19 protein-coding genes are annotated in these 19805 nt (G+C 64.8%); 11 read left to right on the top strand and 8 right to left on the bottom strand.

Annotation, left to right across the window (positions count from 1 at the left end; translation table 11 throughout):
* On the top strand, positions 1-145 hold a 145-nt coding region (locus tag AB4061_RS27695; protein ID WP_441637199.1), incomplete at its 5' end, for an acyl-CoA dehydrogenase C-terminal domain-containing protein.
* 74 nt (positions 146-219) lie between these two features.
* Here the strand turns inward: AB4061_RS27695 and AB4061_RS27690 are convergent.
* A complete protein-coding gene (locus tag AB4061_RS27690; RefSeq protein WP_441639447.1) occupies positions 220-1524 on the bottom strand; it encodes a D-amino acid dehydrogenase in 1305 nt (434 codons plus the stop codon).
* Between the two features lie 108 nt (positions 1525-1632).
* On the opposite strand from AB4061_RS27690, the gene AB4061_RS27685 reads away from it, so the two are divergent.
* Positions 1633-2136: an Lrp/AsnC ligand binding domain-containing protein gene (locus AB4061_RS27685; RefSeq protein ID WP_441639446.1), complete on the top strand. Its 504-nt coding sequence runs from the start codon at positions 1633-1635 to the stop codon at positions 2134-2136.
* Positions 2137-2161: 25 nt separating this feature from the next.
* On the opposite strand, the gene AB4061_RS27680 is transcribed toward AB4061_RS27685, so the two are convergent.
* The 5 genes from AB4061_RS27680 to AB4061_RS27660 all read right to left on the bottom strand — a co-directional run bounded on the left by AB4061_RS27680 (position 2162) and on the right by AB4061_RS27660 (position 6753).
* The gene (locus AB4061_RS27680) at positions 2162-3244 is read right to left on the bottom strand and encodes a PA0069 family radical SAM protein (RefSeq protein WP_441639445.1); all 1083 of its coding nucleotides are present in this window, start codon (positions 3242-3244) and stop codon (positions 2162-2164) included.
* A gap of 83 nt (positions 3245-3327) precedes the next feature.
* The gene (locus tag AB4061_RS27675; protein WP_441639444.1) at positions 3328-4254 is read right to left on the bottom strand and encodes a LysR family transcriptional regulator; all 927 of its coding nucleotides are present in this window, start codon (positions 4252-4254) and stop codon (positions 3328-3330) included.
* 32 nt (positions 4255-4286) lie between these two features.
* Positions 4287-4772: an NINE protein gene (locus tag AB4061_RS27670; protein ID WP_441639443.1), complete on the bottom strand. Its 486-nt coding sequence runs from the start codon at positions 4770-4772 to the stop codon at positions 4287-4289.
* Positions 4773-5052: 280 nt separating this feature from the next.
* Positions 5053-5460 carry a hypothetical protein gene (locus tag AB4061_RS27665; protein WP_441639442.1) on the bottom strand — a complete coding sequence of 136 codons (408 nt, stop codon included), beginning with the start codon at positions 5458-5460 and terminating at the stop codon, positions 5053-5055.
* A 159-nt stretch (positions 5461-5619) separates the two neighbouring features.
* Positions 5620-6753, bottom strand: a complete 1134-nt coding sequence (locus AB4061_RS27660) for a PQQ-dependent sugar dehydrogenase (protein WP_441639441.1) — start codon at positions 6751-6753, stop codon at positions 5620-5622.
* A gap of 145 nt (positions 6754-6898) precedes the next feature.
* On the opposite strand from AB4061_RS27660, the gene rpsP reads away from it, so the two are divergent.
* From rpsP to AB4061_RS27635, 5 genes are all read left to right on the top strand, one after another.
* Positions 6899-7153, top strand: coding sequence for a 30S ribosomal protein S16 (gene rpsP, locus AB4061_RS27655; protein ID WP_043344523.1), 255 nt, complete (start codon positions 6899-6901; stop codon positions 7151-7153).
* A gap of 139 nt (positions 7154-7292) precedes the next feature.
* A complete protein-coding gene (gene rimM, locus AB4061_RS27650) occupies positions 7293-7901 on the top strand; it encodes a ribosome maturation factor RimM (protein ID WP_441639452.1) in 609 nt (202 codons plus the stop codon).
* An 81-nt stretch (positions 7902-7982) separates the two neighbouring features.
* Positions 7983-8789: a tRNA (guanosine(37)-N1)-methyltransferase TrmD gene (gene trmD / locus AB4061_RS27645; protein ID WP_043344527.1), complete on the top strand. Its 807-nt coding sequence runs from the start codon at positions 7983-7985 to the stop codon at positions 8787-8789.
* A 75-nt stretch (positions 8790-8864) separates the two neighbouring features.
* Entirely contained in the window at positions 8865-9272 is a 408-nt protein-coding gene (gene rplS, locus AB4061_RS27640) for a 50S ribosomal protein L19 (RefSeq protein WP_150986317.1), read from the top strand.
* Between the two features lie 143 nt (positions 9273-9415).
* Positions 9416-10096: an NUDIX hydrolase gene (locus AB4061_RS27635; RefSeq protein WP_441639440.1), complete on the top strand. Its 681-nt coding sequence runs from the start codon at positions 9416-9418 to the stop codon at positions 10094-10096.
* 15 nt (positions 10097-10111) lie between these two features.
* On the opposite strand, the gene AB4061_RS27630 is transcribed toward AB4061_RS27635, so the two are convergent.
* Positions 10112-10969, bottom strand: coding sequence for a sulfurtransferase (locus AB4061_RS27630; RefSeq protein WP_441639439.1), 858 nt, complete (start codon positions 10967-10969; stop codon positions 10112-10114).
* Between the two features lie 182 nt (positions 10970-11151).
* Between AB4061_RS27630 and dnaE the strand changes: the two genes are divergently transcribed.
* Together dnaE and AB4061_RS27620 are read left to right on the top strand one after the other, a co-directional pair.
* The gene (dnaE, locus tag AB4061_RS27625) at positions 11152-14664 is read left to right on the top strand and encodes a DNA polymerase III subunit alpha (RefSeq protein WP_441639438.1); all 3513 of its coding nucleotides are present in this window, start codon (positions 11152-11154) and stop codon (positions 14662-14664) included.
* Between the two features lie 96 nt (positions 14665-14760).
* Positions 14761-16017 (top strand): glycosyltransferase, encoded by a 1257-nt coding sequence (locus AB4061_RS27620; protein WP_441639437.1) that lies wholly within the window; start codon positions 14761-14763, stop codon positions 16015-16017.
* On the opposite strand, the gene AB4061_RS27615 is transcribed toward AB4061_RS27620, so the two are convergent.
* Positions 15965-16732 carry a glycosyltransferase family 2 protein gene (locus AB4061_RS27615; RefSeq protein ID WP_441639436.1) on the bottom strand — a complete coding sequence of 256 codons (768 nt, stop codon included), beginning with the start codon at positions 16730-16732 and terminating at the stop codon, positions 15965-15967. The two genes, AB4061_RS27620 and AB4061_RS27615, sit on opposite strands and share 53 nt — an antisense overlap.
* A gap of 11 nt (positions 16733-16743) precedes the next feature.
* On the opposite strand from AB4061_RS27615, the gene AB4061_RS27610 reads away from it, so the two are divergent.
* Together AB4061_RS27610 and msbA are read left to right on the top strand one after the other, a co-directional pair.
* Positions 16744-17997, top strand: a complete 1254-nt coding sequence (locus AB4061_RS27610; protein ID WP_441639435.1) for an O-antigen ligase family protein — start codon at positions 16744-16746, stop codon at positions 17995-17997.
* Entirely contained in the window at positions 17994-19763 is a 1770-nt protein-coding gene (msbA, locus tag AB4061_RS27605) for a lipid A export permease/ATP-binding protein MsbA (protein WP_441639434.1), read from the top strand. Before AB4061_RS27610 ends, msbA begins: the two co-directional genes overlap by 4 nt.
* Positions 19764-19805 lie beyond the last annotated feature (42 nt).

Here is a 19805-nt window from a genome sequence, read left to right as displayed (position 1 = left end):
TGCCGAGGATCCGTCCTTCCACGACGCCAAGATCTCGACGGCGCATTTCTTCGCGGAGCACATCCTGTCGCAGGCATCGGGTTTGCGCGATGCCATCGTGGCGGGCGCGGTGCCGGTCAATGCGTTGAGCGAAGCGCAGTTCTGAGATCTTCCTGGTCCAGGCAAGAAAAAGGCGACCCGCGGGTCGCCTTTTTTACTTCCTCGAAACCGATGCGCGGATCAGGCCGCTGCGTGGCGCGGGGCGGTGTGCGTTCTTGCTGGCTTGAGATAGCGAGCCACCGAGAGATCGTCTGCGCGGATCGCCGGTGAGGTGCCGGACACCAGGTCCGACAGCAGCTTGCCCGAGCCGCAGGCCATGGTCCAGCCTAACGTGCCATGGCCGGTATTGAGCCACAGGCCCTTGACCTGCGTGGGGCCGACGATGGGCGTGCCATCCGGCGTCATCGGGCGCAGGCCGGTCCAGAAGCTGGCGCGGCTGACATCGCCTGCGCCCGGGAACAGATCCGTGACCACATGCTCCAGGGTGCGGCGCTTGGCCGGGTCGAGCGTGCGGTCGTAGCCCACGATCTGCGCCATGCCGCCCACGCGGATGCGATCGTCGAAGCGGGTAATCGCCACCTTGAAGGTTTCGTCGAGCACCGTGGAAACGGGGCTGCGCTCCGCATTGGTCATCGGCACCGTGAGCGAGAATCCCTTGAGCGGGTATACCGGCAGGTTCGACAGGCCCGGCAGGAAGTTCTTCACGAACGGTGTCGACCAGCTGCCCAATGCCACCACGACCAGATCGGCCGTGACAGGCTCGCCGCCAACCATGGCGCCGGTAACGGCATCGCCCTTGGTCAGCAGCCCGTCGATGGAGCGGTTGTATTGGAACCGCACGCCCAGGCCTTCGGCCATGGCGGCGAGTTGCCGGGTGAACAACTGGCAGTCGCCGGTTTCATCGTTGGGTAGCCGCAGGCCGCCGGTCAGCTTGTGGCTGACGGCGGCCAGGGCTGGTTCGCTGGCGGCGAGTTCCTCGCGCGATAGCAACTGGTAGGGCACGCCGGCTTGTTCCAGCACGGCAATGTCCTTGGCGGCGCCGTCGAGCTGCTCGGCGGTGCGGAAGAGTTGCAGCGTGCCTTGCTGGCGGCCTTCGTAGGCGATGCCGGTATCGGCGCGCAGGGCGACGATGCAGTCGCGGCTGTACTCAGCCAGGCGCACCATGCGTTCCTTGTTGACTGCATAGCGCTCAGCGCTGCAGTTCATCAGCATTTGCCACATCCATTGCAGCTGGAACAGCGTGCCGTCCGGTTTGATGGACAGCGGTGCGTGCTCCTGGAACATCCACTTGATGGCTTTGAGCGGCACGCCTGGTGCGGCCCAGGGCGACGCATAGCCCGGGGAGATCTGGCCGGCGTTGGCGAAGCTGGTCCCCAGCGCGGGTGCGGCCTCCCGGTCGATCACGGTGACCTCATGGCCGGCACGGGCCAGGTACCAGGCGCTGGTAACGCCAATTACGCCACTGCCAAGAACGAGAACGCGCATAGTCGGGGCTCGCAACCAAGAAATAGAAGGGATAAAGTATTTACATCTATACTATTTAAATCTTGGCAGTCATAGTTATTGTAATTTATAGAGAAACAGGAATAACTAATGAGAACGAGTCGTCAGCCCGTGCGCAGCCTGGACCGGCTGGATCGGAAGATTCTGGCCATGCTCCAGGCGGACGGGCGTATGTCGATGAAGGAACTGGCGGAAGCGGTCGGCCTGACCATTACGCCATGCATCGAGCGAGTCAAGCGCATGGAGCGTGACGGCGTCATCATGGGCTACTACGCGCGCCTGAATCCCGCGCTGCTCGGCAGCGGCTTGCTGGTGTTTGTCGAGATATCGCTGGGCAACAAGTCCGGAAATATGTTTGAGCAGTTCCGCCGCGAGGTGTCGCGCATCCCTGAGGTGCTGGAGTGCCATCTGGTCTCGGGCGATTTCGACTACCTGATCAAGGCGCGGATCCGCGAGATCGGCGAATACCGCCGCCTGCTGGGCGACATCTTGCTGCAATTGCCGGGCGCAGCGCAGTCCAAGAGCTACGTGGTGATGGAAGAGATCAAGGAAACGCTGGCGATCGCGGTCGACGAGAAGGCGCCGCACGCCTGAAGCCGCGCTGTCCTCCGCATCCGGCCTAGAACAGCGACATCTGTGGCGTGGCGCTCGCCCGGGAGAAATGCTCGGTGGTGAGCGGGTGGCGCTCAGCATTGAGCCCGAAGCCCTGGCAGGCCAGCTTGAAGCGCTTGCGCAGCAGTTCGGCAAAGATGCCGGTGCCGGTCATGCGCGTGCCGAACCGCGAGTCGTAGGCCTGCCCCCCGCGCATCTGCGCGACCAGGCTTTCGACGTGCCGGGCGCGCAGCGGATGGTAGGTGGCCAGCCACTCTGAGAACAGCTGCTCCACCTCGCGCGGCAGGCGCAGCAGGATATACGCCGCGGTTTTCGCGCCGGCCTTGGCGCCGGCTTCAAGGATGGATTCCATCTCCGGATCGGTCAGGCTCGGAATGACCGGCGCCACCATCACTCCCACCGGAATGCCGGCCTCGCTCAGGGACGCGATGGCGGCCAGGCGGCGCGCCGGCGCGCTCGCGCGGGGCTCCAGCGTGCGGGCGATCTCGTTCCTGAGCGACGTGACCGACATATGGACCCGGACCAGGTTCTTGGCCGCCATGCGCTGCAGGATGTCGATGTCGCGCGTGACCACGCCCGATTTGGTCGTGATGGCCACCGGATGATTGAATCGCTCCAGCACTTCCAGGATGCCGCGCGTGATCTTGAGATTCCGCTCGATGGGCTGGTAGGGATCCGTATTGGCCCCCAGCGCGATTACCGTCGGTACGTAGTTGCGGTGAGACAGTTCGGCCTCGAGCAAGGCGGCGGCGTTGTCTTTTGCGTACAGGCGGGTTTCGAAGTCGAGGCCCGGCGAAAGCCCCAGATAGGCATGGCTGGGCCGGGCATAGCAATAGATACAGCCATGCTCGCACCCGCGGTACGGATTGATGGACGCGTCGAACGGCAGGTCTGGCGACTGGTTGCGCGAGACAATGCGTTTGGCTTTTTCCGTGAAGACAATGGTCTGGATTTGGGGTGTCTCTGGCTCATCGAAGGCTTGGGACTCGTCGGCGACCCGTTCGCGGGTCCAGGCGTCGAACCGGCTGACGCCGTTCGAGCGCGCCGCCCGGCCTTTCAGCGGGCTGGAGGAAGGTGGTCGGTTCGGCACGTTGGCGTTCCTGCGGCTACGGTTGGTACTGTATATTTATACAGTACTTCGCATAGCCAGCCAAGCGGTGTTTAAGGCGGTGTTTATTTTGAGACGGGAGGCGTTGCCTCGGGGCTATCCCAGTAGGGTGGGGAGCCGAAGCGCGCAGCAAAGAAATCGATAAACGCGTGCGTCTTCGCGGGTACCTGGCGGCGGCTGGGATAGACCGCCCAGATCGACACGGCCGGCAGCACCGGGTAATCGGAGAGCACGCGGACCAGCGCGCCGCTGCGCAGGTAAGGGCCAACGTCCCAGGTCGACTTCAGCGCCAGCCCCATGCCAGCCAGGATCGCATCCCGGATGACTTCGCCGTTGTCCGTGCGCAGGTTGCCGGCGACCGCTACCGCTGTCTTGCCCAGCGCCGTGTCGAACTGCCAGGAGGACTGGTCGCCCAGCACGATGCAGTTGTGGTGGCGCAACTCTTCCGGATGCCGGGGCGTGCCGTGCGCGGCAAGATAGCCAGGCGAGGCGCAAACGGCGCGATGGCTCGGGGCCAGGGGGCGTGCCACCAGGGATGAGTCCGGCAACGCCCCCATACGCAATGCCACGTCGACGCCGGCCTCGACCAGGCCGATCACCTGGTCGGTCAGGCGTAGGTCCAGCGTCAGGCCAGGGTAGGCGGAGAGGAAGGCAGGGATGGCCGGCGAGACGTGCTGGCGGCCAAAAGAGGCGGGCACCGTGACCCGCAGCTGTCCCTGGGGCGCCTGCGCGCCGCGGCCCACCGATTGCGCGGCCTGGCCGGCCGTGTCGAGCAATTGCGCGGCATGTTCGAGGAAGCGCTCGCCTTCGCCGGTCAGGGAGAGGCGGCGCGTGGTCCGGTGCAGCAGCCGCGTGCCGAGCTGCTGCTCGAGCTGCGCCAGGCGGCTGCTGGCCGAGGAGGTGGACAACCCGAGATCGCGCGCCGCGGCCGAGAGGTTGCCCAGCGACGCTGCGCGCACGAACACGGCGATGTCCAGCAGGTCGAAGTGCATCGGCGCTCGGGGCTGAGCCTGGGACCTGGGGCTTACTGCGACAAAGCGCGCGCGGCTTCGACCTGGGATTCGAAGAATGTCTGAAAACTGATGGCCAGGCCCGCCATCAACAGGCCGGTGCCGATCAGCAGGGACAGGATGACCAGGATCACGACGGGCCAGCCCGAACGGGTTGGCGTGCCATGCGGGTTGAAGCGGGCATCCCATTTGTCGTCGGGGCGCAGGCCATACACGATGGCCGCCAGGAAGGCGCTGATCACCGACGTGCCGCCGGAAATGGCAAAGGTCCAGTTCAGGGCAGGCGAGCCGGCGCCCGTCTGCATCGACATGACGCCGATGACCCCGGCGAGTGCCGCCAGCAGGTGCGCCCAGGCAAATTTATCGCGCAAGCCGCCTAGGTAGAAGCGATGCAGGCCCACAGTGCCGAGCAGGAAGGCCAGTGCGACCGTGACCAGTTTGGATTTGCCCTGAAGCGGCTTGGGGGCGGCGGTGGCTGAAACTTGGGTAGCGGCGGGCATGGGGCGACAGCTAGGTTAATGGCCGGCAGGGGCGGCCGGCCGACGCAAATCAGGTGAGTGCCAGCCAGGCTGGCGCCGGCGCTCATTGTACGCTGGCATCAACCGCGGGCGGACACCGGCGGAGCAGGGGCAGGAAGCTTTGCGGGTCGGACGAGGATGCCCGCGAGAGTTCCTTTCGCGGCATATCGTCGAGGAGGGGAGCAAGTAGACAGCAGAGCGTGATTGCCGCGGGCGCGGCAATCAGCCGGGGAGACAGTGAGGAGGCGGGGGGCTGGCGTGCCTAGCGGCCGCCGTCTCGTCCGCGCGCTTGCCAGCCCGGGCCCATGCCGGAGCCGCGCTGCTCGCCGCGCCCGTTGTCGCCTTGCATATTGCGATCCGACTGCCGGTTGCGTTCATCGTCGCGTTCCTGGGGGGGCAGGGGGCGGCCATTCAGGCGGTCATCGGCGCGCGCGCGGGCTTCCATGCGTTCGATCTGGGCCCGCACATGGTCTTGCCGTTCAGCGCGTACACTCGCCATTTCCCATGCGCCGTGGCCTGGCTGGCCATGCGCATTGCTCACAATCCGGCCTTCGGGCCGGCTATGTTGCCAAAACGCGACCTGTGCATGGCTGACAGCATTGAGGCCGAGCAAGGAAACGGCCAACAGGAAGCCAGCCACCGAGTCGCGCAGGAGGGTGCGGGGGAGCATGCGGAATCCCAGTATCCTGTCGCGTGGTGAGGTTGTTCGAGGTATGGGTTCATGGTACGCAGGCGTCTTCGGCGCGCCTATGCTAAAGCCGTTACCGGTGTAACGGATTGTTTCTCCAACGTCCCGGGAGACGGGCTGTATACGGCGCGCGGCAAGGGCTCAGGGCGCGTAGCGGATGCGATAGACCGCGCCCGCCATGTCGTCGCTGACCAGCAGCGAACCGTCCGGGGCAACCTGGACATCGACAGGCCGGCCCCAGGGTTTGTCTCCCTGCAGCCAGCCTTGCGCGAACACCTCCTGGCGCACCACCTGGCCGCGCTCGTTCAGCACCACCCGGACGACGCGGTAGCCGACCGGCTTGGTTCGGTTCCAGCTGCCGTGCTCGGCAATGAAAATGCTATTGCGGTATTCAGCAGGGAATTGCGTGCCGGTATAAAAGCGCATGCCGAGCGCGGCGACATGCGCGCCCAGCTTTGCGGCTGGCGGCTCGAACTCGGAGCAGGCGCGCTGCTTGCCGAACTCAGGGTCGGCGACGCTGCCGGCGTGGCAATACGGGTAGCCGAAATGCTGGCCCGGCCGGGCCAGGCGGTTGAGCTCGTCGTCGGGCACATCGTCCCCCAACATGTCGCGCCCGTTGTCGGTGAACCAGAGTTGGCGGGTGGCCGGGTGCCAGTCAAAGCCTACCGAATTGCGCACCCCCTTGGCCACGACCTGCAAGTCGGTGCCGTCCGGCTTCATCTTCATGATGTTGGCGTAACGGTTTTCGTCCGGCGCGCAGATATTGCAGGGCGCGCCGACCGGCACATACAGATAGCCATCCGGACCAAAGGCGATAAACTTCCACCCGTGATGCGTCTCAGAGGGAAAGCGATCGCTTACCACGACGGGTTTGGGTGGGTTGTCCAGGCGGGCGTCGATATCATCCAGCCGGACGATCTGCGAAGTCGAGGAGGCGTACAGCGCGCCGTCGCGGAAGGCCACGCCCACCGGCATGGTCAGGCCGGTGGCGACAGTCTTCACCTTCGGGGCGGGCGCCAGCGGGTTGCGGATCGCATACACCTTGCCTTCGCCGCGAGTGCCGATGAAGAGCGTGCCTTCCGGCGACAGGGTCATGCCACGCGCTTCCGGTACCTCCGCGCTCAGCAATTCGATGCGAAAGCCTGGCGGCAGATGGATCTGATCCAGCGGCAGGCCGGCGTTGGCGTCCGGGCTGAACCAGATCGTGGCCACGAACGCCGCGAAAGTGCTCGCGAGCAGGGTCCGGAAGCTACGAATGTGAAGATGAAACCGCATGGCGAGCTCTCCTGTCGGGCTTTTCACCACGATGCCTATGGCCGGGTGTCGAGTCAATCGCTCTAAGTGTTTGTTTGGCCTCGGAATTTGGTCTATACTCTTGCGTTTCGTGTTCGAACATCAAGTTTTCTGAGGAATCAAACCCATGGTCGTAATCCGTCTGGCTCGCGGTGGCAGCAAGAAGCGCCCCTTCTTCAATATCGTCGCTGCTGACTCGCGTAATCGTCGCGATGGCCGTTTCATCGAGCGTATTGGTTTCTACAACCCCCTGGCTTCGGCAAGCGAAGAAGGCCTGCGTCTGGTGCAAGACCGCCTGACGTACTGGACCGGCGTTGGCGCCCAGCTGTCGCCGACGGTTGCCCGTCTGGTCAAGCAAAACGCCGCCAAGGCCGCAGCCTGATTGTTGTGACGCGCGTTTCGCGACGCGTGGCAAACGACACGTGACAGAACGCAAGCAAGGCACCCCGGCGCGGCGGCCACTCAATGTGCCGCTCGAGCCCTCGGCCCGGCGCGAGGCCGGTGAGCAGGAAAAGCCCAGTCTGCAGCGCGGTGCAACCGGGTTGCCGGCTGCGCTGGCGTATACCGATAAGCTGCCGGACGACCTGATCGAGGTCGGTTATATCGGTGCGGCTTATGGGATACGGGGCTGGATCAAGGTCCAGCCGCATGCCGACGATGCGAGCGCGCTGTTGCACGCGCGCCGCTGGTGGCTGCTGAAGCCGCCGCCAACCGGACTGGTTGGCGCGGCAGATGCCGTGGCCTCCGAGGCCTTGTGCGTGAAGATCGTGCAGTCCCGCGAGCACAGCGGTACCGTAGTGGCCCAGGCGAGCGGCGTGTCCGAGCGCAACCACTCGGAGGCGCTCAAGGGTCGCCGTGTCTGGATTCGTCGCGAGGATTTCCCCGCGCCGGATGAGAACGAATTCTACTGGGTCGATCTGATTGGCTGCGCCGTGTTCAATGAACAGGGCGAGTCGCTGGGCGAAGTGTCCGGGCTGATCGACAACGGTGCGCACCAGATCCTGCAGGTGGCGCATGCCTTGCCCGATGGCAAGGCGGGTGAGCGCCTGATTCCCTTTGTCGACGCATTTCTGCGCTCGGTCGATATCTCGGCCCGGCGCGTGGTGGTGGACTGGGGCCTGGATTACTGAGCGCCCCGAGCTGGTGAAGGCAAGGGCGCTTGGCCGGCGATAGCCGGTGGGCGAGTGGTGGGCAAGTAAAGGGAGAGGCGGATGCAGTTCGACGTGATCACGCTGTTTCCCGAGATGTTCCGCGCGCTGACCGACTGGGGCATTACCAGCCGGGCGGCAAAGCAGCAGCGCTACACGCTGCGCACCTGGAATCCACGCGACTTCACCAGCGACAACTACCGTACCATCGACGATCGCCCCTATGGCGGCGGCCCTGGCATGGTGATGCTGGCCAAGCCGTTGGAAGATGCCATCGATGCGGCGTGTTCCGCCCAGCAGGCGGCCCAGGCCAAGCCGGAGGGCCAGGAGGCGCCGGTGCGGCCGCACGTAGTGCTGATGTCGCCGCAAGGCGCGCCGCTGACGCATCAAAAGGTGATGTCACTGGCACAGCGTCCCGGCCTGGTAATGCTGTGCGGACGCTACGAAGCGATTGACCAGCGGTTGATCGAGCGGCGGGTCGATGAGGAAATCAGCCTCGGCGATTTCGTGCTGTCCGGTGGCGAGTTGCCGGCCATGGCCGTGATCGACGCGGTGGTCAGGCATTTGCCGGGTGTGTTGGGCGATGCCCAGTCGGCGGTTCAGGACAGCTTCGTCAACGGGTTGCTGGATTGTCCGCACTACACGCGGCCGGAAGAATATGAAGGTGTGCGGGTGCCCGATATCTTGCTCGGGGGCCATCATGCCGAGATCGAGAAGTGGCGGCGCCAGCAGGCGCTGGCAAATACTGCGAAGAAGCGCCCCGATCTGATCGAGGCAGCGCGCAGTCAAGGGTTGCTGAGCCGGGTCGACGAGAAATTCCTGTCGACATGGCTGGCGAAAGAAGGGCGGGAGCTCGCTCCCGCCAAGTGAAACCCCATCCTCTGCCGGGGCCCAGGCCATGCCTGGGGCATACAACGTCGGCATGATGGACAAGGAGAAGAAACGATGAACATCATCGAGCTGATCGAGAAAGACGAAATCGCGCGTCTGACCGCGAACAAGACCATCCCCGCATTCGCACCCGGCGACACCGTGATCGTCAGCGTGAACGTGGTGGAAGGTAACCGCAAGCGCGTCCAGGCTTATGAAGGCGTCGTGATTGCCAAGCGCAATCGTGGCCTGAATTCGTCCTTCATCGTGCGCAAGATTTCGTCGGGTGAAGGCGTGGAACGTACGTTCCAGCTGTACTCGCCGCTGATCGCAGCGATCGAAGTGAAGCGCCGTGGTGACGTCCGCCGCGCCAAGCTGTACTACCTGCGCCAGCGTTCGGGCAAGTCCGCGCGGATCAAGGAAAAGCTGGCATACAAGTCGGCACCGGCCAAGGCTGCTGCCAAGGCTGCTGCTGCTCAGTAAGCCGCCAGTCGTCTCGATCGGCTTGCCGGTCGAGGCTGCGCAAAAAGGGCACCTTCGGGTGCCCTTTTTGCATTTCCGCATGCCACGTTTGCCGCGTCGCAGCACAAACGGTTTGGCCGGCTTCTGTCATACTCGCAACGATTATGCGTCCTGCCTTTGATCCCGAATCCCTCCCCATCGTCGCCACCGATACCCGGCACCCGCCGCTGGCCGACGTGCGCCTGCGCCCGGACTTCATCCGCCATCGGCTCCAGTCGCCGCCTGCCTGGGACCCCGAGCTGACCGATGAGTCGCGCGTCTATGACCGCAGCCTGAAGCTGCGTGATGCAGCCGTGCTGGTGCCGTTGGTGGAGCGCGAGGATGGGCTGACCGTGCTGCTGACCGAGCGCAACGCCAACCTGAGCGCGCACGCCGGGCAGATCAGTTTCCCCGGCGGCCGCCACGAAGCGTTCGATATCGACCGGACGGCCACGGCGCTGCGCGAAACCGAGGAAGAGGTGGGGCTGGCGCGCGATTATGTGGAAGTGCTGGGTAGCTTGCCCGACTACATCACCGGCACCGGCTTCCATGTGAGCCCGGTGGTGGGTCTGGTCCGCGACGGTTTCACGCTGCGGCCCGATGCGCGCGAGGTTGCCGATGTGTTTGAAGTGCCGCTGGGTTTCCTGATGGACCCGTCGCATCACGAACAGCGCCTGTTTCGCTGGGTGGACGGCGAGCGGCTGTTCTACGCCATGCCGTTTCCGCGCGAGGATGGTGGCCACCGGTTTATCTGGGGGGCCACCGCCGGCATGCTGCGCAACCTCTACCACTTGCTGGCAGCCTGAGGGCCGCCAGCGCGCTCAGGCGGCAGCCGCCGCCGTCCCGGCGCCTTCCCCGATGCAGTGCGGGCAGCTCTGGCCCACCACGTAGTGCGGGCTTTGCTGTTCCTCGGCGGTGACCACGGCGCGGCAGGCGAAACACTGCTTGGGGCCAGCCGGTTCCAGGTTGGGGTTCAGCGCGGTGCGGTAGTCGAAGACAAAGCAGTCGCCCTGATAGTGGCTGCCGCCTACTTCCTCGAAGTACTTCAGGATGCCCCCTTCTAGCTGGTAGACATGCTCGATGCCGGCTTCCTGCATGTGGATGGCGGCCTTCTCGCAACGAATGCCGCCGGTGCAGAACGACACGATGGTCTTGCCCGCGAACTCCGCCTTGTGCGCGGCAATGGCCGGCGGGAAATCGCTGAACTTGGCGATGTCGTAGTCGACCGCTTGCTCGAACGTGCCGACGGCGACCTCAAAGGCGTTGCGTGTATCCAGCATCACTACCGGGCGGCCGGCATCGTCGTGGCCCTGGTCCAGCCAGCGCTTGAGCTCGACCGGCGTCACCGCTGGCGCCCGACCGGCTTCGGGGCGGATCAGCGGCATCTTCATGGTGATGATTTCCTTCTTCTCGCGTACCAGCATGCGCTTGAAGGGCTGGTTTTCCGACAGGCTCTCCTTGGGCGCGATGTCGGCAAAGCGCGGGTCGGCGTGCAGCCAGCCGAGGAAGCCGTCGATGGCTTCGCGCACGCCGGCGAGGAACAGGTTGATGCCTTCCGGCGCGAGCAGGATCGTGCCCTTGAGCCCGTGTGCTTCGCAGCGCGCGCGCATTTCCGGGCGCAAGACCGGGATATCGTCCAGTGAGACGAACTTGTAAGCGGAGATGTTGACGATCTGCATAGGTGGCGCGCGACGGGACCGCGCTTTGCGAGCGCGCGGTAACTGCCTGATTGGAAAGGCGAAATTATAGCGCCTTGCAGGCCTCGTGCCGGGCTTTTCCGAGCGCCCGGCTCAGTCTTGCCATCGGGCACGTCGCGCAAAGAAGGCAGGCGCGGACATGCCGAGCCGGTACAATTACGGCCATGTCTGCACCTCGCTTCGTTCATCTCCGTCTCCATTCCGAATACTCCGTCGTCGACGGCATCGTGCGCCTGGACGATGCCGTCAAGGCTGCGGCCGCCGATGGCATGGGCGCGCTCGCCCTGACCGACCTGGCCAATGCCTTCGGCCTGATCCGCTTCTACAAGGAAGCGCGCGGCGGCGGCATCAAGCCCGTGGTCGGCGCCGACGTCTGGTTGACCAACGCCGACGATCGCGACAAGCCAACACGCTTGCTGCTGCTGGTCCGGGACCGGATTGGCTACCTCAATCTCTGCGTGCTGTTGTCGCGCGCGTGGCTTTCCAACCAGTACCGCGGCCGCGCCGAGATCGACCCGGCCTGGTTCGACGAAGCCGGCGAAGAGGGCCAGCCGCTGGCCACCGGCCTGATTGCGCTGTCCGGCGCCATGGGCGGTGACATCGGCATGGCGCTGGCCAATGGCAACGATGCGGCCGCGGCGCAGGCTGCCGCGCATTGGGCAAAGGTGTTCCCGCAGCGCTTCTATATCGAGCTGCAGCGCGCCGGCCTGCCCGGTACCGATGCCTATGTGCAGCAGGCGGTACAGTTGGCGGCCAGGATGCGCCTGCCAGTGGTGGCAACGCACCCGGTGCAGTTCATGACGCCTGACGATTTCACCGCGCACGAGGCTCGCACCTGCATCGCCGAAGGGGAGTTGCTGGCCAACCCCCGCCGCGTGCGGCGCTTCACCACCGACCAGTATTTCAAGACCCAGGACGAGATGTGCGCGCTGTTCGCCGACATCCCGTCCGCGCTGGAAAACGCGGTGCAGATCGCGCGCCGCTGCAACCTGACGCTGGAACTGGGTAAGCCGCGCCTGCCGCTGTTTCCTACGCCCGACGGCATGTCGCTCGACGACTACCTTGTGCACCTGGCCAAGGAAGGCCTGGAAAAGCGCATGGCGGTGCTGTTCCCCGACGAAGCCGTGCGCGAGGCCAAGCGCCCCGAGTACTACGCGAGGCTGGAGTTCGAGACCGGCACCATCATCAAGATGGGCTTCCCCGGCTACTTCCTGATCGTGGCGGACTTTATCAACTGGGCAAAGAACAACGGCGTGCCGGTTGGGCCGGGACGGGGCTCCGGCGCCGGTTCGCTGGTGGCTTATGCGCTCGGCATTACCGATCTGGACCCGCTCAAGTACGCGCTGCTGTTCGAACGGTTCCTGAACCCGGAGCGGGTTTCGATGCCCGACTTCGACATCGACTTCTGCCAGCAGGGACGCGATCGCGTTATCACGTACGTGAAGGAGAAGTACGGCCACGCCGCGGTATCGCAGATCGCTACCTTCGGCACCATGGCCGCCAAGGCCGCGGTGCGCGACGTGGGCCGCGTGCTCGACCTGGGCTATGGCTTTGTCGACGGCATCGCCAAGCTGATTCCTTTCAAGCCGGGCAAGCTCGTCACCATCGAGGAAGCCAAGAAGGAAGAGCCGCTCCTGACCGAGCGCGAGAAGAACGAAGAAGAAGTGCGCCAGCTGCTGGAGCTGGCGCAGCGCGTGGAAGGCATGACGCGTAACGTCGGCATGCACGCCGGCGGCGTGCTGATCGCCCCGGGCAAGCTGACGGATTTCTGCCCGCTCTACACCCAGGGTGCGCAGAACGATGGCATGAGCGGTGTGGTCAGCCAGTACGACAAGGACGACGTGGAAGCCGCCGGCCTGGTCAAGTTCGACTTCTTGGGCCTGACCACGCTGACCATCCTGGACTGGGCCGAGCGCTATATCCGCAGGCTCGATCCGTCCATGGCGGACTGGAACTGCAGCCACATCCCGCTCGACGACAGCAAGGCATTCGACATCCTCAAGACGGCCAACACGGTCGCAGTGTTCCAGCTGGAAAGCCGCGGCATGCAGGGCATGCTGAAGGACGCCAAGCCTGACCGCTTTGAGGACATCATCGCGCTGGTGGCACTCTACCGCCCGGGCCCGATGGACCTGATCCCCAGCTTCTGCGCCCGTAAGCACGGCCGCGAGAAGGTGGAGTACCCGGACCCGCGCGTCGAGCCGGTGCTCAAGGAGACCTATGGCATCATGGTCTACCAGGAGCAGGTGATGCAGATGGCTCAGATCATCGGCGGCTACTCGCTGGGCGGCGCCGACTTGCTGCGCCGCGCCATGGGCAAGAAGAAGGCCGAGGAAATGGCCCAGCACCGCGAGCTGTTCCGCGAGGGTGCGGCCAAGAACGGCCTGACCGCGGAGAAGGCGGACGATACCTTCGACCTGATGGAAAAGTTCGCGGGCTACGGCTTCAACAAATCGCACGCGGCCGCTTACGCATTGCTGGCCTACTACACGGCCTGGCTCAAGGCGCACCATCCAGCCGCGTTCATGGCAGCGAATATGTCGCTCGCCATGGACGACACCGACAAGGTCAAGATCCTCTTTGACGATTGCAAGCTCAACAAGCTCCAGGTGCTGCCGCCTGACGTCAACGCCAGCGAATACCGCTTCGCGCCGACCGATGCCAAGACCATCCGCTACGGCCTTGGCGGCATCAAGGGCTCGGGGCAGGGCGCTATCGAGGACATCCTGCGCGCCCGCGAGGAAAAGCCCTTTGCCGACCTGTTCGATTTCTGCGAGCGCGTCGACCGCCGGCAGGTCAACCGCCGCACCATCGAGGCGCTGATTCGCGCCGGCGCCTTCGACAGCCTCAACGCCAATCGCGGCCAGCTGCTGGCCTCGGTGTCGCGCGCCATGGAAGCCGCCGAGCAGAAGGCCGAGTCGGCCAACCAGGTGTCACTGTTCGACCTGATGGCCGACGCCGGCGAATCGCACCGTCCCGCGCTGGTCGACGAGCCTGCCTGGGCGCCCAAGCGCATGCTGCAGGAAGAAAAGCAGGCGCTGGGCTATTACTTCTCCGGCCACCTGTTCGACGCCTATCGGGACGAAGTCGGCCGCTTCCTCAAGGGCACGCTGGCCGGCCTGGAAAAGGAAGTGCAAGGCAATGGCGGCGGCTACGGCCGCGACGTGCGAGGCAAGGTCATCGCCGGTGTCATCACCGGCATGCGCACCCAGATGACGCAGCGCGGCAAGATGCTGATCGTCTTGCTTGACGACGGCACCGGGCAGGTCGAGATGACGGTGTTCAACGAATTGTTCGATGCCAACCGCCATATGTTCCGCGAGGACGAGATGGTGATCGTGCAAGGCAACGCCCGTCACGACACCTTTACCGGTGGCGTGCGCTTCACCGCCGAATCGGTGATGGACCTGGTGGCGGCGCGCGCCAAGTACGCCGAGGCGGTCGGTCTGGCGTTCAACGGCAATGCCTCCACGGAACTGCTGCGCGAGTTGCTCACGCCCTACCTGGCGAGTGTGGCCAATGCGCCAGGCGTGCCGGTGCGCGTGAGCTACGCCACCACCGGCGCGCGCTGCGAGGCGGAGCTGGGACGGCAGTGGCTGGTCACGCCATCCGACGATGCCTTGGCAAGCTTCCGTGCGGCCCYGTCGGGCGAGAACGTCCGCATGCTCTACGGCTGACCCGGGCTTGCCGGTCTGGGCGGCAACGGCATTGCGCCGCCCAGACCGGCATTGCTGCCGTCCATCCCGTCTTTTCATGGATTACACAAGCCCCGCATGGCCAAGCAACGCATCCTCTTCCACCTGACCCACTTCCTGCGCGGCGGCATCGAGACCTCGCTGGTGTCGCTGCTGGCCTCGCTGGATCGAGAGCGCTTCGAGATCGGCCTGACGCTGACCTATCCGACTGAAGCGCTGGAGACGCACTTCCGCGTCATGCTGCCGCCGGACGTCAAGATCCATATCCTCGCGCCGGAGGCCTGGCTCTCGCGCTGCCGGCAACTGAAAAAAGCCGGCAAGCTGGGCCCGTTGGGCAAGATTTATGAAGAAGTGCTGCTGCCGCCGCTGCGCAAGCCGCTGGTCAACCGGCGCTTTCGCAGCATCGCGCGGGACTATGACCTGGTGATCGACTACGACATGTCGCTGTCGCGGCTGACCGGTCGCCTGCCGGTGCCGATGATCGGCTACCAGCATTTCAGCGTGGCGCACCTGGAGCGCGAGAACCGCCGCAAGCTGCGCAAGTTGCGACGCCAGTGCCGTGAGCACTATGACCGCATCGTGGTACTCAACGACAGCATGCTGGCCGACGCGCGGGCGCTGATTCCCGAGGCCGCCGACAAGTTCATCCGCCTGTACAACGCCACCGACCTCGATCGCATCCGTGCGCTCGGCAAGGCGCCTTTCACGCCGCCGGCCCATCCGTACATCGTTTCGGTGGGGCGGCTGGAAGAAAGCCAGAAGGATTTCACCACGCTGCTGCGGGCCTACGCGGCGCTGGTCAGGGGCACGGGCTTGTGCGAGCGGCTGGTGCTGGTGGGCGATGGCGCTTCTCGCGGGCGCCTTGAAGCGCTCGCGCGCGAGCTCGGCATCAGCGAGCGCGTCGGCTTTGCCGGTTTCCAGGCCAATCCGTATGCATGGATCCATCATGCGCGGCTGATGGCGTTCAGCTCCAAGATGGAGGGGCTGCCCAATGTGCTTCTCGAAGGCATGGCGCTGGGCCAGCTGGTGGTGAGTACCGATTGCCCGGTGGGCCCGCGCGAGATCCTGGCCGAGGGCAAGGCCGGCCTGCTGACGCCGGTTGGCGATGTGCCCGCGCTGGCGGAGGCGATCCGCCGCGGGCTCGAGGACGCGCCGCTGCGCGCCAGGCTGCTGGCCTACGCGGCTGTCCACATCGAGCAGATGGGCTTTGGCCCTACCTCGGCGGCCTTCAGCGCTTGCGTCGAGGATCTGCTGGGCGCGCCTCAGGCAGGGGCGGCAGCCCCTACCGTAGGGGCGTCTGCTGTTCGCTCTTCTGCTGCAGGTACCACAGCTTGATGTACTTGTAGTAGCTGGCCTGGCCATTCATCAGCGCCACGCCGAGCCCCTGCGCGCCGTCCAGGAAACCGCGGCGCAGCAGGTAAGTGCGCAGGAACGCCCAGGCGCCATGCAGCACGGCGCTGGCGGGCGACGCCGTCTTGCCGCGCGCGAGGCCCTGCTGGGCGCCGAGGCTGGAGTATTTGTCGATCTTTTGCAGCACCTGCGAGAAATCGTCGTAGGTGTAATGCAGCAATGGCGAATTGAGCCTGCCGACTGGTGCATCGGCGACCACGCGCTCGTGCACGAGATCGTCGGTGAAGCGGGCGTGGCCGCGGCGGAACAGCCGTGTGACGTAGTCGGGGTACCAGCCGCCGTGGCGGATGAAGCGGCCGCAAAATCGCGACAGCCTGGGTACCTCGTACGCATCGGACTGGCCGGACGCCACTGCGGCGAGAATCTCGTCGCGCAGCTCGGGGGTGACCCGTTCGTCCGCGTCGATGGAGAAGATCCAGTCGCCGTCGGCCTTGGATACCGCCAGGTTTTTCTGGACGCCGAAGCCAGGCCAGTGCTCGGTTTCGAAGACCTCCGCGCCCAGGCTCCGGGCCAGCTCGACCGTGCCGTCCCGGCTACCTGAATCCACTATAATCGCGCGGTCGCACCAGGACACGCTTTCCAGGCACTCCCGGATGTTGTGTGCCTCGTTTTTTGTAATCAGTACGACTGAGATTTTCATAGAGCTTGTTTATGATGTTCCGTGCCGGAAAAGTGACCGCTTTTACCAATGCGCTAGTTCTGGCATTTCCAATCCTGCTGCTCTGCGTGCCGAAAGGCGCCGGTATTTTCCTGGGCGCCATCTTGCTGCTGGCGCTGATTGTCCATCGCGGCCTGAGGCCCATGTTTGCGCAGTATCGCGCCACGCTGTACCCCATCGGGCTCGCTATTCTAGCTTTGGTGCTTGTCTTCCTGGGTTCCAAGCTCTATTTCAACGTTCCCTGGAACGTGATGGATAACCCTTCTCGCATTCTCCTGTTGTTGGTGACATGCCTGGTTATCCTCAAGATCGCGCCCGACCCGCGGCGGCTCTGGAGTGGCATCACAATCGCTTTGGCGATTAGCCTGGCGGTTGTCCTGTTCCAGCGCTGGGTTCTCGACGACCCACGGCCGTCGGCCTGGACCCAGGCCATCGCCTTCGGGAACATGGTTGCCGCATTGGGGTTGATTGGTTTCGTGCGGCCTGGGATCAGCCGCAAGGCGCATCTGATTGCCTGGCTGGATCTGGCGCTCGCCGGTTCGGTGCTGATTGTGAACGGCACGCGCGGAGCGTGGCTGGCATTGTGTATCACGATGATCCCGCTGCTCTTTGTTCGTTACCCGAGCATGAGGCCGGGGAAGTTCTTTGGTGCCGTGGTGCTCATCGCCGCCTTGGCTGTGGGACTCTATCTGGCGCCTGGCAGCCCCGTCGCGCAGCGGGTTGACCTTGTGCGGGGACAGTGGGAGCAGTTCCAGCAGGGGAACACCGAGACTTCGGTAGGGGCACGGCTGAAGCTCTGGCAAATGGCGGTGGAATCGATCCACTTGCATCCCTGGCTCGGCGTCGGGGTCGGACAGTTTGCGCGGATTCCCCAAGCCTCCATCTTCTGCAAGGAGCATGGGTCGTCTGACGTTTGCACCCTTGAGCATGCGCACAACGATGTGCTCGAAGCGGCGGCGACAATGGGCATGCCGGGCATGCTGGCTTTGCTGGGCCTGTTCCTGGTTCCTGGTGTCCTGTTCTGGCGGCTGCTGCGCGTATGCTGCCGCAATGCCAACGCACTTGGCGTCAGCGTGTGCGCTTCCGGCATCGGCGTCATCATGGCCAGCCTGATCAGCGGCCTGACCCAAGTGACGATGGCGCACCAGGCAAATATTGTTTTTTATGCCGGCGTCATCGGGCTGTTGCTCGGGCTGGCCGCAGTACAAGCAAAGTATCCCCGCGCCGACGGGGTGGAGAAAACGTGAAAGCCCAAGAACAAAATGCGCCCCCGGCACAGGAAGCCGACACCCTGAAGCGAGTATGGTCCTACCTGCGTCCGGAAATGCGTGTCTTCATCGTTGCCATTATCGCGATGGCGGCTGTGGCTGGCGCCGAAGGGATCATGCCCAAGGTCGTCAATGACCTGCTCGACAACGGTTTCGGCGGCGCATATGCCGGCAAGCTCTGGCACGTGCCGGCCCTGCTGGTTGGCGTGGCACTGATACGCGGGGTGGCGCAGTTCGCCTCCGGCTACCTGCTCGCCCTGATCTCCAACCGGGTGCTGCTGAAAATGCGCATGCAGATGTTCGAGCGCATGCTGCATGCGCCCGCGCTGTTCTACCATCGTAATACCGCGGCGTCCCTGATCAATGCGGTGATCTTCGAAGTCAACCAGGTCATGCAGATCCTGACCGGCGTGCTGATCACCCTGGTGCGCGATTCGCTCACCGTGTTGGCGCTGCTGGTCTACCTGTTCTATACCAACTGGAGCCTGACGCTGGTGGTGGCTGTGATCCTGCCGGTGATCGGTTTTGTCATGGCCAAGGTCAATCGCCGCCTGCGCCGCCTCAATCGCGATCACCAGGCGCTGACCAACACCGCGGCCTACGTGGTCGAGGAAGCAGCCGGTGGCTACAAGGTGGTCAAGCTGCATGGCGGCGAGGCTTACGAGACGTCGCGTTTCGCGGCCATGGCCGAGCGCTTGCGTGGCTATTCCATGCGCATGGCAGTGGCAGGCGGGCTGAACCAGCCCGTCACGGCATTCCTGGCGGCGCTGGCGCTGTCTGTCATCCTCACCATAGCGATGATCCAGTCGCAGACCAACCACACCACGGTGGGCAGCTTCACCGGCTTTGTGATGGCGATGCTGCTGCTGGTCTCGCCGCTCAAGCACCTGACCGACCTGAACCAGCCGCTGCAGCGCGGCCTGACTGCGGCCGAGATGATCTTCGGCCTGATCGATGAGCCGATCGAGCCGCAAGACGGCGGCCTGCCGCTCGAGCGCGCGCGCGGCGAACTGGTGTTCGAGAAGGTGGGCTTCCGCTACGGCGAGGCCGCCCGCCCGGCATTGGACAACATCAACTTCCACGTCAGCGCCGGTGAAGTCGTCGCGCTGGTGGGGCCGTCGGGCAGCGGCAAGACCACGCTGGTCAACCTGGTGCCACGCTTCTTCGACCCGACCGACGGCCGCATCTTGCTGGACGGCAAGACCATCGACGCGTTCTCGCTGCATGACCTGCGCCGCCAGATTGCCTTTGTCAGCCAGGACGTGGTGCTGTTCAACGACACGGTTGCCGCCAACGTGGCCTATGGCGTGCATCCGGCGGCGCAGATCGACATGGCGCGTGTCGAGCGCGCGCTGGCCGCCGCTTACCTGACCGATGTGATCAAGGGCCTGCCGCAAGGGCTGGAGACCAATATCGGCGACAACGGCATGAAGCTGTCCGGCGGCCAGCGCCAGCGCATGGCGATCGCGCGCGCGCTGTACAAGGACGCGCCGATCCTGATTCTCGACGAAGCCACCTCGGCGCTCGACTCCGAATCGGAGCGCCAGGTGCAGGCCGCGCTGGAGGCGCTGATGGTTGGCCGAACCACGCTGGTCATCGCGCACCGCCTGTCCACCATCGAGAACGCCGATCGCATCGTGGTGCTCGACCACGGGCGCGTGGCGGAGCATGGCACCCACGACGAACTGCTCTCGGCCGAGGGACTCTACGCCGGGCTGCACAGGATCCAGTTCGCCACGCAGTAAGACGGCGCAGCCGGCCAGATTTCCGCTGCCCGCGGCAGCTAG

This window comes from Cupriavidus sp. YAF13 (assembly GCF_052113425.1).
GTDB lineage: Bacteria > Pseudomonadota > Gammaproteobacteria > Burkholderiales > Burkholderiaceae > Cupriavidus.
The sequence above is the reverse complement of the archived record's forward strand: the minus strand, read 5'-3'. Positions and strand labels throughout refer to the sequence as shown.

Bases quoted from the DNA above. Each gene is read 5' to 3' on its own strand.
- AB4061_RS27690 (WP_441639447.1), bottom strand. From the start codon at position 1,524: ATGCGCGTTCTCGTTCTTGGCAGTGGCGTAATTGGCGTTACCAGCGCC.
- AB4061_RS27685 (WP_441639446.1), top strand. From the start codon at position 1,633: ATGAGAACGAGTCGTCAGCCCGTGCGCAGCCTGGACCGGCTGGATCGG.
- AB4061_RS27675 (WP_441639444.1), bottom strand. From the start codon at position 4,254: ATGCACTTCGACCTGCTGGACATCGCCGTGTTCGTGCGCGCAGCGTCG.
- AB4061_RS27670 (WP_441639443.1), bottom strand. From the start codon at position 4,772: ATGCCCGCCGCTACCCAAGTTTCAGCCACCGCCGCCCCCAAGCCGCTT.
- AB4061_RS27665 (WP_441639442.1), bottom strand. From the start codon at position 5,460: ATGCTCCCCCGCACCCTCCTGCGCGACTCGGTGGCTGGCTTCCTGTTG.
- AB4061_RS27660 (WP_441639441.1), bottom strand. From the start codon at position 6,753: ATGCGGTTTCATCTTCACATTCGTAGCTTCCGGACCCTGCTCGCGAGC.
- rpsP (WP_043344523.1), top strand. From the start codon at position 6,899: ATGGTCGTAATCCGTCTGGCTCGCGGTGGCAGCAAGAAGCGCCCCTTC.
- trmD (WP_043344527.1), top strand. From the start codon at position 7,983: ATGCAGTTCGACGTGATCACGCTGTTTCCCGAGATGTTCCGCGCGCTG.
- rplS (WP_150986317.1), top strand. From the start codon at position 8,865: ATGAACATCATCGAGCTGATCGAGAAAGACGAAATCGCGCGTCTGACC.
- AB4061_RS27635 (WP_441639440.1), top strand. From the start codon at position 9,416: ATGCGTCCTGCCTTTGATCCCGAATCCCTCCCCATCGTCGCCACCGAT.
- AB4061_RS27630 (WP_441639439.1), bottom strand. From the start codon at position 10,969: ATGCAGATCGTCAACATCTCCGCTTACAAGTTCGTCTCACTGGACGAT.
- AB4061_RS27620 (WP_441639437.1), top strand. From the start codon at position 14,761: ATGGCCAAGCAACGCATCCTCTTCCACCTGACCCACTTCCTGCGCGGC.
- AB4061_RS27615 (WP_441639436.1), bottom strand. From the start codon at position 16,732: ATGAAAATCTCAGTCGTACTGATTACAAAAAACGAGGCACACAACATC.
- AB4061_RS27610 (WP_441639435.1), top strand. From the start codon at position 16,744: ATGATGTTCCGTGCCGGAAAAGTGACCGCTTTTACCAATGCGCTAGTT.